The organism is Thermoflexus sp. (assembly GCF_040289485.1).
Taxonomy (GTDB): Bacteria; Chloroflexota; Anaerolineae; order Thermoflexales; family Thermoflexaceae; genus Thermoflexus.
In genome coordinates, this window is record NZ_PSLG01000023.1 from 19469 (window position 1) to 29812 (window position 10344).

The 10344-nt window shown below is 69.5% G+C and carries 12 protein-coding genes and 1 pseudogene; 3 read left to right on the forward strand and 10 right to left on the reverse strand.

Going from position 1 to position 10344, the window contains the following annotated elements; all coding sequences use genetic code 11:
- Both C4313_RS05770 and C4313_RS05775 read right to left on the reverse strand, forming a co-directional pair.
- A pseudogene (locus C4313_RS05770) lies at window positions 1–149 on the reverse strand (manganese transporter); the annotation flags it as partial.
- A gap of 14 nt (window positions 150–163) precedes the next feature.
- A complete protein-coding gene (locus C4313_RS05775; protein ID WP_352428917.1) occupies window positions 164–589 on the reverse strand; it encodes a Fur family transcriptional regulator in 426 nt (141 codons plus the stop codon).
- 426 nt (window positions 590–1015) lie between these two features.
- Between C4313_RS05775 and C4313_RS05780 the strand changes: the two genes are divergently transcribed.
- Window positions 1016–1231, forward strand: a complete 216-nt coding sequence (locus tag C4313_RS05780) for a hypothetical protein (RefSeq protein ID WP_352428918.1) — start codon at window positions 1016–1018, stop codon at window positions 1229–1231.
- 152 nt (window positions 1232–1383) lie between these two features.
- On the opposite strand, the gene recN is transcribed toward C4313_RS05780, so the two are convergent.
- Genes recN through C4313_RS05815 form a run of 7 tightly spaced genes read right to left on the reverse strand, consistent with a single transcriptional unit; the run spans window position 1384 to window position 9107 of the window.
- Complete coding sequence (gene recN, locus C4313_RS05785) at window positions 1384–3150, reverse strand: DNA repair protein RecN (RefSeq protein ID WP_352428919.1); 1767 nt, start codon at window positions 3148–3150, stop codon at window positions 1384–1386.
- Window position 3151: 1 nt separating this feature from the next.
- A complete protein-coding gene (locus tag C4313_RS05790) occupies window positions 3152–3649 on the reverse strand; it encodes a B-box zinc finger protein (protein WP_352428920.1) in 498 nt (165 codons plus the stop codon).
- Between the two features lie 50 nt (window positions 3650–3699).
- Window positions 3700–4833, reverse strand: coding sequence for a DUF1786 domain-containing protein (locus C4313_RS05795; protein WP_352428921.1), 1134 nt, complete (start codon window positions 4831–4833; stop codon window positions 3700–3702).
- A gap of 31 nt (window positions 4834–4864) precedes the next feature.
- Window positions 4865–5434 (reverse strand): LOG family protein, encoded by a 570-nt coding sequence (locus tag C4313_RS05800; RefSeq protein WP_352428922.1) that lies wholly within the window; start codon window positions 5432–5434, stop codon window positions 4865–4867.
- Window positions 5435–5478: 44 nt separating this feature from the next.
- Window positions 5479–7284 (reverse strand): ABC transporter permease, encoded by a 1806-nt coding sequence (locus C4313_RS05805; RefSeq protein ID WP_352428923.1) that lies wholly within the window; start codon window positions 7282–7284, stop codon window positions 5479–5481.
- 19 nt (window positions 7285–7303) lie between these two features.
- Window positions 7304–8449, reverse strand: coding sequence for a thiamine ABC transporter substrate-binding protein (locus C4313_RS05810; RefSeq protein WP_352428924.1), 1146 nt, complete (start codon window positions 8447–8449; stop codon window positions 7304–7306).
- Between the two features lie 22 nt (window positions 8450–8471).
- Complete coding sequence (locus C4313_RS05815) at window positions 8472–9107, reverse strand: thiamine diphosphokinase (protein ID WP_352428925.1); 636 nt, start codon at window positions 9105–9107, stop codon at window positions 8472–8474.
- A 327-nt stretch (window positions 9108–9434) separates the two neighbouring features.
- On the opposite strand from C4313_RS05815, the gene C4313_RS05820 reads away from it, so the two are divergent.
- Complete coding sequence (locus C4313_RS05820; RefSeq protein WP_352428926.1) at window positions 9435–9695, forward strand: glutaredoxin family protein; 261 nt, start codon at window positions 9435–9437, stop codon at window positions 9693–9695.
- Between the two features lie 27 nt (window positions 9696–9722).
- The gene (locus tag C4313_RS05825; protein WP_352428927.1) at window positions 9723–10061 is read left to right on the forward strand and encodes a co-chaperone GroES; all 339 of its coding nucleotides are present in this window, start codon (window positions 9723–9725) and stop codon (window positions 10059–10061) included.
- 45 nt (window positions 10062–10106) lie between these two features.
- Here C4313_RS05825 and C4313_RS05830 read toward each other — a convergent pair.
- Window positions 10107–10344: hypothetical protein (locus C4313_RS05830; protein ID WP_352428928.1), on the reverse strand; the 238-nt coding region annotated here is incomplete at its 5' end.

Sequence of the window (10344 nt, forward strand, 5' to 3'; positions counted from 1 at the left end):
CCGCCGATCTCCCGCACCACATCGCCGACGATGGAGGTGGTGGCCACCACCCGGAGCGCCCGCCCCGCCGCCGGCGACGGGGTGCGCGGCGCCCCGCACGCGGCGGCCAGCACCGCCAGCGCCACCCCCATCCGCCATGCCGACCGCATCGTTTCCTCCGGATCTAGGAGGGCCTCTCCCCCTGACAGGGGGCACAGACCCCCACCAGCTGCAACAGATGGTCTTCAACGCGGAAGCCGGTGCCGCGCTCCACCTGGGCGATCAACCCTTCCAGGTCCTCCGCACCGACGAACTCCACCGTCCGCCCACAGCGGCGGCAGACCAGCACGTGATAATGGCCGGGGGAGGCCAGCATGTAACCGTCGCACCGAGCCGCCAGGTGGACCCGCCGCACCAGCCCGACCCGCTCGAGCACGGCCAGGGCCCGGTAGACCGTTGCCAGCCCCAGGGAGCGATGAAAGCGACGGCCCCGGGCGTGGATCTCCTGAGGCGTGAGGGGGCGGGCAGCCCGCCGCAGAACGGCCATCACCGTCCGTCGAGGGGCAGTGATCCGCCCGCCCGCCCGGCTCAGTCGCTCCTCCCAGTCCACGCGCGCCCTCCCCATCGATGACCGCCCCGGTGGCCTAATAATTGAAAAATTTTTTCAAAAAAAGCATAGCACGGAAAGCAAGATCTGTCAAGGGCAGCCGGCGGCGTTCAAGAGTCCTCAGAGGGCATGCCCGCCCCGACCTCCCCCTTCGATCCCCTTTGGACGCAATGGATGGGCTCGGAATGCGACGTTAGGCGAAGGCGGAAGCCAACCATCGAGGCGCTGTTGGAGGACCCGGCCTTTCGGGAGGCGCTGCTGGCGCTCTCGGAGCGGGTGGAGCGCCTGGCTGGAGATGCCCGCGGAGTTCCAGAAGATCTGGGAGGTCATCGCGGCCCTCACCGAGCGGATGGACCGGGTGGAGGCCCAGATCGCCGCCCTCACGGCGACGGTGGCCCGTTGGGATCAAGAGGTGGGGAACGCCAGGGGGTGGTGGCGGAGGACCGCTTCCTCCGCCGGGGGGGATCCGCGGACCTGGTGGTGGGGGAGGTTTCCTGGACGGTGGAGGTGGCGGATGTGGAGCGGGCGGTGCCGGCGGTGTGGGGGGTGCGGGTGCTGGAGGGGGTATGGGAGCAGTCCCGGGCGCCGGGGGTGTTGGTGATCGAAGGCAGCCGCCTGCCCCACCCCGCAGTCCTCACCACCTAAGACCTTACCCCCACCACCCCATAACCTCTAAGGGAAGGGCGTGCCCTAGATCGATCACCGTTGCGCCCGCCCCCGAATCGCCCACCGCGATAGCCGTCCACCACCCCCTGTTTTCTGCCCACGCTGCGGTCGGCCCCTCTCCGCATCTTCCCTCACGACCGACGCCGGGTGGGGCCGCGGGCGGCCGCCTCAGCGCCCTTCAGGCGCTCCACCTGGCTCAGGATCTCCCGAGCGCTCTGGGCCGCAGCGCGGCCGGTCCCCCCCAGCATCTGGGCCAGTTCCTCCACCCGCTCCTCCCCTTCCAGGCGGCGGACCCGGGCCACCGTCCGATCGCCGACCACCTGTTTTTCAACTTTGAAATGGACGTCCCCGAAACCGGCCAGCTGGGGCAGGTGGGTCACGCAGAGGACCTGATGGTGGCGGGCCAGGCGCCACAGCTTCTCTCCCACCACCGCCCCCACTCGGCCGCCGATGCCCTGGTCGATCTCGTCGAAAATCAGCGTCGGGACGGGGTCGGCGCGGGCCAGGGCCACCTTGAGGGCCAGCATCAGGCGGGAGGTTTCCCCGCCGGAGGCGATGCGAGCCAGCGGGCGAAGACCCTCCCCAACGTTGGGCGCGATCATGAAAGTCACACGGTCCAGCCCGGTGGCGTCGAAGGCCCAGCGGCCGCCGTCCGCGTAAGCCCCCTCCGCATCCGGGATCCGCTCCAGCACCACCTGGAAACGGGCCCCAGCCATGCGCAGCTCCGCCAGTTGGGCTTCCACCTCCTGGGCCAGACGCTCCCCCGCCTCCTGGCGCCGCCGGGAGAGGCGGGCGCCCAGTTCCCCGATCTCCCGGAGCAACGCCTCCGCCTCTTCCTCCAGGGCTCCCAGGCGCTCCTCCGCGTGCAACAGCGCCTCCAGTTCCTGCTTCGCCCGCCGGGCATAGGCCAGCACCTCGGCGACGGTGTCTCCGTATTTGCGTTTGAGGCGTCGGAGGAGATCCAAGCGCTCCTCGATCTGGGCCAGGCGCCGCGGGTTGAACGCGATCCCCTCCCGGTAGTCGCGGGCCATCCGGGCCAGATCCTCCACCTGGGCCATCAGACCCTCCATCGTCTCCAGATACGGCTGGAACGTCGGGTCGATGCGGGCGAGGGCCTGCAGGGCCCGCGCAGCCTCGCCCAGGCGGTCCAGCGCCGATGGAGCCGGATCTTCCCCTTCGTAGAGCGCCCGATAGAGAACCTCCGTCAGTTGGGCCAGTTGCTCCGCGTGGGCCAAGCGGTTGCGTTCCTGCAGGAGGGCTTCCTCCTCTCCCTCCTGCAGGCGGGCCGCCTCGATCTCCTCGATCTGAAACCGAAGGAGGTCCACGCGGCGGGCCTTCTCCCGCTCGTCCTGTCGGAGCCGTTCGATCTCCTGGCGCACGGCCCGCCAGCGGGCCACCCGCTCGGCCAGGGCGGCCCGCAGTTCCCCCACCCCGGCGTAGCGGTCCAGCAGCTCCAATTGCTCCCGGGGCCGCAGCAACGAGAGGTGCTCGCTCTGCCCGTGGATGTCCACCAGGGCCTGGCCCACCTCCTTCAGCACATGCAAAGGGACCAGATGGCCGTTGATGCGAGCGACGTGCCGCCCCCCGAGGCGGATCTCCCGGCTCAGCACCAGCTCCTCCGGCGGTTCTTCCTCCAACAGGCCATAGGGCTCCAGGATGACGGCCAGGGAGGCCGCCATCCCGGCGTCCAGGTGGAACAACCCTTCGATGAGGGCCCGCTCGGCGCCCGCCCGGATCATCTCCGCATCGGCCCGCCCGCCTACCAGGAGGGCCACCGCGTCCACCAGGATGGATTTCCCCGCGCCGGTCTCCCCGGTCAGCACGTTCAGGCCGGGGCCCAGTTCCAGGGTCACCTCGTCGATGATGGCGAAATCCCGCACATGCAGCGTCACCAGCATGTCACCGCCAGAACCGGAGATAGCCGATGGCTGTGCTGATGGCCGTGGCCAAATACAAACCGTCCCACACCCAATGCAGAGAGAGGGCCGGCCCATGGAACAGCCCAGGGGCCCGGGCCGCCAGCAGGCCCACGGCCAGCCCCACGCCCACGGTCAGCCAGATCCAGCGCCCCCGGCGCCGGCCGATGAGGCGATGCACGACCTCGGCCGTCCCGCTCCCCACGGCCGGCCCCAGCAGGAAGACCCAGAAACCCAGGAAAGAGACCAGCGGGGCGGTGACCAGGCCGGCCAGGATGGCGACCAGGGCGGCCACCCCATAGTCGAAGGGCCGGGCGTTGAAGAAGAGGGCCTGCTGGCCAGCCACGCACTCCTGACAGCGATACCCGACTGGGGTCTGGACGGCACAGCGGACACAGATGGGCCGTCCGCATCGGTTGCAGCGCAGGGAGGTGGGGACCCCCGGATGGAACGCACAGAACAGCGCCTCCGCCTCAGGCATCCTGCGGCCTCCATGTTTATGATAGCCCCGACCGGCGGGCGGCCGGAGCCTCATTCCCGGTCCACCTCCCACGGCGCCGGGCGCGGGGCGCCCTGGAAGGCCTCCAGGATCTTGGGCGCGAACTCGGGGTAAAGGTCGGCGAAGGCGCGCAGCAGGCCGAAGCAGCCCGCCAGCATCATATCCCCGCCTGGCACTGCCATGTAGACCGGATGGCGGGAGCGCCGCAACAGCCCCCGCCGGGGGCCGACCACCGCGACCCCTTCCACCGCCATGGGAGCGGTCGTCCACAGCCAGGCCCCGTGGCCCATCCCCTCGAACACCTCCTCGAAGCGCAGCGTCCCCCCCGCGAGGCCCTCCAGCAGGCGATCCAGCCGCTCCCCGTCCAAGAAGCCGGTGTGGTGCTCGAAGAGCCCCTCCACCTGCCCCTCGTTCAGGCGGAAGGCCAGGGTGTGGAAGTTCCCGACGTTGACGACCAGGCACCGCCGCCAGGCCGCTACCTGAGGATCCAGGATGGCCCCCAGGACGGCGGCGGGGGCTGTGTCCATCGCAGCCACTGGCCCGTCGAAAACCCGACGGATGGTCTCCACCGTCGCCCGCATCCGCGTGAACACCGGGGGGACTTCCTCCGCGCGATAGGCGAAGGCCAGCAGATCCCGTCGTTCCGCCAGGCGCTGGGCCAACAGGTCGAAGCGGAACTTCCGGTCCGAGACCCCCGGGGGCGCAGCGCCGTGATCGAAGACGGCCACCGCGATCCCGTCCGGCCGGAGGGGGACGTCGAAGGCCTCGAAGGCCTGGCGGATCGCCGCCCAATCGAAATCCCGAAGCTCCAGCCGGACGACCTCGCGGTCCAGGCGCATGGCCTCGTCCTCCCTGATCACCCGGACCCCCATCGCCGCCACGGCCTCCAGGTCGTCGTTGAAGGTGCGCGCCGCTTCCGGCGTCGCGTAGACCGGGAGCCCGGCCCGCAGGTGGTCCTCGACGGCCCACTGGCATGGCCCCCCGCCCATCGTCACCCCGGTGAGCAGCACCGCCCGCCGCTCCCGGGTGGCCCGCCGGATCGCCCGGGCGATCCGCATGGTCGGCGAGGGCAGAACCAGTTGGTAGGCGTTTTCCAGTTCCCGCTGGCTGTCGTAGAGCAGGATGTCCTGTGTCCCCGTCCCGATGTCCACGCACAGGATCCGCACGCCAGCCTCCTTCCGGCCCCAAGGGCCTCCCTCATCCCCGTGGCCCGGAGGGACGGGCAAGGACAGGGGTGAAGCGGGTCAAGAGGGCCACCGCCTCCTCCGGGGTCTCCACCAGGGACAGGAGGGCCGCGTCCTCTGCCCGCACATACCGGGGATCCCCATAGACTTCCAGCCAGCGCCGCCACCGCTCCCCGATCAGGATCAGCGGGCGGGCGGCGAGGGCCCCGGTCTGGAGGAGGCTCCATGCCAGCGCCACCTCGCTCAACGTCCCGACGCCCCCGGGCAGCGCGATCAGCGCATCGCCCGTGGTGACCAGATAGGCCAGCCGCTGGAGCAATGTGGGGAATTTGATCTCCACGTCCAGATAGGGGTTGGCCTTCAGCCCCCAACGGTCAAAGGCGTCTACGGTGACGCCGATGGTGCGCCCTCCGACCTCCTTCGCCCCACGGCTCACCGCCTCCATCGTCCCGCTGTAACCGCCGCTCATCACCGTGAAGCCGGCCCGGGCCAGCCGGCGGCCCAGATCCCAGGCCATCTCGTAATCGGCCGACCCCGGAGGCGGGGCATGGCTGCCGAACACCGACACCACCCGGATCCCCATCGGTCTTCGTCCTCTCCGCGCCGTCTCCCTCCGGCCTCCTGCCTTCAGAAGGAGCCGATCCCGCGGTAGCGGAACCGTTCGATGAGAAGGATACCGAGAAAGGTCAGCAGGAGCAACAGAGTGCTCATGGCCATGGCCTGGCCTAGGTTCAGTTCGCCGGGCTGGCTGAAGAAACGAGCGATGGCCAGCGGCATCGTCGGCATGGTCGGACGGGCCACCAGGGCGGTGGCCCCGAACTCGCCCAAGGAGACGCAGAAAGCGAACAGGGCCGCGGTCAAGAGGGCGCGGCCCAGCAGCGGCGCCTCCACATGCCACCAGACTCGCCACGGCGAGGCCCCCAAGGTCATGGCGGCCTCCCGCCACCGCGGGTCCAGGCCCTCAAGGGCCGGTAGCAGAATGCGCACCACAAACGGATAGGCGATGAGGGTGTGGGCGATCACCACCAGGACCGGCGAGGTGCGCAGGGCGGCCATCGCCTGGATCAGACCGGGCCAGGCCTGTAGGACGCCCGGGGGACGGCTCAGGCCGACCAGCATGCCGAACCCCAGGGTCACCGCCGAGGTCGAGAGGGGGAGCATCAGGAGGGGATCCAGCCAGCGGCGCCGGCGGCCCGCCATCCCGTAGGCGGCCAAGAGGCCCACCAGCAAGGCCAGGACCATCGTGGCCGCGGCGAAGAGCAACGAGTTGCGAACAGCCTCGATGGGCGCGACGTAGGTGATCGCCCCCCGCCGGTTGATCCATAGTTCCCGATAGTAGGCCAAGGTGATCCAGCCAGAGGGGGAAGCGCCCTCGCCGGGCCGATGGAGGCCCATAGGAGTGACGGAGCGCAGGACCAGGGCCAGCAGCGGCAGGCCGATCCAGAGAAAAAGAAGCCCCAACCCCGCGGCCACCGCCAGCCGCTCCGGCCATGAGCGCGGCGGCCGGGCGGCCGCCCATTCCGGCTGCCCGCCCACCGGGACGGTCCGCCGGGCCTGGAGACGGGTGTAAACCCACAGCATCCCAAAGGTCAAGGCGAGTTGGACTAGGGAGAGGGTCGCAGCAGCCGGGAGGTTGAACAGACCGGTGGCCTGCCGGTAGATCTCCACCTCGAGGGTGGCATAACGGGGTCCCCCCAGCAACAGCACCACCCCGAAACTGGTGAAATCGAAAAGGAAGACCAGGGCGGTGGCGGCCAGGATCGCCGGGGCCAGCAGCGGGAGGGTCACCCGACGCCAGGTCTGCCAGCGGTCCGCCCCCAGCGTGTGGGCCGCCCATTCGAAGGCGGGATTCAGGTGGGCCCAGGCGTTCCCGACAATGCGCAGGACCAGGGTGAGGTTATAGAACACGTGGGCGACCACGATGGCGGCCAGCGTGTCCACGAAGACGATGGGAGGGTCCTCCCGGCCAAGCCACCGCATCAGCAGGAGATTGATCCAGCCGCGGGGGCCCAGGAGGGCGGTGAAGGCCGCGGCGACCACCACCGTCGGCAGCACGAAGGGGAGGGTGGCCATCGCCTGCCACAAGGAGCGTCCGGGGAACCGATAGCGGGCCAGTAGGCCGGCGAGGGGGAGACCCAGGGCCAGCGTCACCAGGGTGGAGAGCGTCGCCTGGCCGACAGTAAAGAACAATACGCGGTGGAACGCCGGGCTCCCCAGGACGCCACGGACGGCCTCAAAGGCCCAGCGTCCCCCTGGGGCCAGGCTCACGGAGAGGATGGCGAGCAACGGATATAGATAGAAAGCGACGAAGAAGGCCAGCGGGCCGAGCAACAGCGCGTCCCGCGGGGAGAGGGAGATCCTCGGCAACCCGATCCCGAGGACCGACCCCCACCGGCGCCCGTGAGCCTGTCGGCCCCCCTCGGTCGCGCCCATGGGATCCGCCGCCCTGCCCTCAGCGCAACATCAGATCCGTCCACTCCTGGATCCAGCGCTCCCGGTTGGCATCGATGCGGGCAGGATCCAGCCGGGCCGGTTCCGGGGGTACCTCGGCGAACTTGACGAAGAAATCCGGCAACTTGGCCTTCGGGTGAACCGGGAAGACGAACATCTGCAAGGGGATGTCCTCTTGGAAGCGCAGGCTGATCATGTAATCCATCCAGCGCTCGGCCAGGTCACGGTTCTTCGCCCCTTTCAGGATGCCGGCGAACTCGATCTGGCGGAAGCAGGCGTCCTTCCCCAGCACGTTCCCCGTGGGGGGCTCGGAGAGCCGGCCGCCGCTGAAATACACCTCAGCGGCGGGGCTGGTGGCGTAACTCACCACGATGGGCCGGGTCCCGGGGCTTCCGGTCGCCCCGCTGAACTCTTTATAGTAAGCCTCCTCCCAGCCCTCGGTGACCTTGACCCCGTTGGCCTTCAGCGCCCGCCAGAAGTCCAGCCAGCGCTCCTCACCGAAATGGGCGATGGTGGCCAGCATGAAGGCCAGCCCGGGGGAGGAGGTGGCGGGGTTCTCCACCACCAGCAACCCCTTGTACTCGGGCCGGATGAGATCCTCCAGGGTCTCCGGCGGCCGGAGCCCCTTCTCCCGGAAATACTTCTTGTCATAGTTCAGGCATACGTCCCCGTAATCGATGGGGATGAGGCGGTGCTCGGGGTCCAGCCGGAACGCCGGTGGGATCTCCTCCAACCCCTGCGGCCGATAGGGCTCGAAGAGATCCTCCCGGAGGGCCCGGCTGAAAAAGGTGTTGTCCACGCCGAAGAAGACATCGGCCAGGGGGGCCCCCTTCGCCAGGATGGCCTTGTTGAGGGCAGCCCCTGCGTCGCCGGCCTTGAGGATCTGCACCCGCGCGTTGTAACGCTGCTCGAACTCCCGGATCACCTCCTCGCTGGCGCTGAAACTGTCATGGGTCATCAGCACCAGTTCCCGCGGCCCCGACGGGGTCGCCGTTGGAGGGGACGGAGCCGCCGTGGGCGAAGGGAGGGGAGAGACCGGCGAGAGCGGAGAACGAGAAGGGGTGGGCGTGGCCGCCGGCGTGGTGCACGCGGCCAGCGCGCCCAGCACAGCCCAGAGGATCCATCCCCAGCGGGCACAACGGCGCATGGCGGAACCTCCCCATACCGGTTCAATCGGGCGCCCCCTGCTCGTGGATCACCAGGAGGACACCGTGGCGGACCCGGACGCGGGCGCGGGGGGCGACCAGCCGGTTGCTGACCCCCAACGTGGAGGCGAAGGGGAGCCGTCCCTCGTGAAGCGGGTAGAACAACCCCTCCAGGGTGACCCCTTCGGCGTCCCCCGCCAGGGGGATGAGGGAGACGCGATCGCCAGGGGCCCCCTCGATCCACCCTTCCCCGCGGACAATGAACGCCTCCCGCTGCCCATCGATGAACCGCACGTCCCGCCCCGCCCATCGTGGGTGGGCCAACAGGAGCAGCGAGGCCACCGTTTGGTCCAGCCGGGAGCCCCAGGCCCCCAAGACCCGCACCGGGCCCTCCAGGGCCCGGGCGCCCTCCAGGGCCAGCTCCAGGTCCGTGGCGTCCTTGTCCACCGGATGGCGCTCAATGGGCACGCCGGCGCCCTCCAGCCAGGACTGCGTTTCCGCATCCATCGAATCCAGATCCCCTACTACGCGATGGGGAAGAACCCCGAGGGCCCGCAGATGGGCCGCCCCTCCATCGGCAGCGATGATCCATCGGGCCTGAGGGATCATCCGGTGCAACGCCTCTCGATCGACAGCCCCCCCAGCAACGATCAGGATCACCCTAGCCTCCTTCGGGCGCGTCCACGGCCTCAGCGGAGGGACCACGGGGCTCGTGGGGCGACAGAGGAAGACGAGGACCCCTTCCCTCCGCCGGCATGACCCGGATCCGGTTCGAAGGGTCGGCGCCGGGCGACGGGATGGTTCCCGTCGGGGGCGCCCTCTCCGCCCGCCAGCCCACGAGCTCTCCCGGGGGCCTGACCCGCTTTCCCAGCCTATCCGGGGAGGCCCGCCATGTCAACCGGCCCCTTCGGCAGGCCGGTCACCGGAAAGCCCTTCGTGCATCGAATACATGAGGAGTGCCCATGAAGCCGGGACGGAGGGAGCGTGATGGTGGGTTCCTCAAAGTGGCCGCGGGTAGTCATCTTCACCACGCCCAACTGCCCATGGTGCCGGGCCGCCAAAGAATACCTGCGCCAGCGGGGCATCCCCTTCAAAGAGGTGGACGTCAGCCGGGATGCGGCGGCGGCGCGGGATCTGGTGCGGCGCACCGGGCAGATGGGCGTGCCGGTGCTGGACATCGGTGGTAAAATCGTCGTCGGTTTCAATCGGCCCCAGATCGACGCCCTGCTGGGGCTGAAGAAGAGGTGAACCTCATGGACAAGGAGGAGGCAGACGATGGGCGAGACCCGCTTTCCCTGGCAACCTCTGGGCAGCCGGGTGGTCATCCGCCCGGTGGAGCAAGAGAGCCGCACGCCGAGCGGCCTGATCATCCCCGAGACGGCCAAGGAGAAACCGCAGGTGGGGATCGTCATCGCCGTCGGCGACGACGAGTCCATCAAAGTCCGGGTGGGCGATCGCGTGCTGTTCCCCAAATATTCGGGGAACGAGGTGAAGGTGGACGGCGTGGAGTATCTGATTATGGACGCGGGCGATCTGCTGGCCTACGATACCGAGACCCGGGCCTCCCTGCCCGCGGAGAAGCCAGCGAAGAAAGGGCGCCGCCCGCGCCGATGACCAGCGATCCGCCGGGCCAGGGCTCCCCGCGCCCTGGCCCTTTCTCTATCGGCCACCGATGGTTCCCCCTTCAGGTTTCAGGCGGTTGAGGAACAGCCACTCATAACTCCAGCGCACGGCGGGCGGGAACACCCAGACCGGACGGCGGAAAAGCGCCCGCCCCCGATACCGGATCTCCACCCAACCCAGCCCCCATCCCCCTTCTCCCCGCATCACCGGGCTCTCCCAAACCTCCGGGATCCACCCCAGCCCCACCGCCGAAACATCCGGCCGCTCCCCCACC

Excerpts from the sequence above, each read along its gene's own strand:
- C4313_RS05810 (WP_352428924.1), bottom strand. The coding sequence starts at position 8,449 with ATGCGCCGTTGTGCCCGCTGGGGATGGATCCTCTGGGCTGTGCTGGGC.
- recN (WP_352428919.1), bottom strand. The coding sequence starts at position 3,150 with ATGCTGGTGACGCTGCATGTGCGGGATTTCGCCATCATCGACGAGGTG.
- C4313_RS05805 (WP_352428923.1), bottom strand. The coding sequence starts at position 7,284 with ATGGGCGCGACCGAGGGGGGCCGACAGGCTCACGGGCGCCGGTGGGGG.
- C4313_RS05820 (WP_352428926.1), top strand. The coding sequence starts at position 9,435 with ATGGTGGGTTCCTCAAAGTGGCCGCGGGTAGTCATCTTCACCACGCCC.
- C4313_RS05825 (WP_352428927.1), top strand. The coding sequence starts at position 9,723 with ATGGGCGAGACCCGCTTTCCCTGGCAACCTCTGGGCAGCCGGGTGGTC.
- C4313_RS05790 (WP_352428920.1), bottom strand. The coding sequence starts at position 3,649 with ATGCCTGAGGCGGAGGCGCTGTTCTGTGCGTTCCATCCGGGGGTCCCC.
- C4313_RS05800 (WP_352428922.1), bottom strand. The coding sequence starts at position 5,434 with ATGGGGATCCGGGTGGTGTCGGTGTTCGGCAGCCATGCCCCGCCTCCG.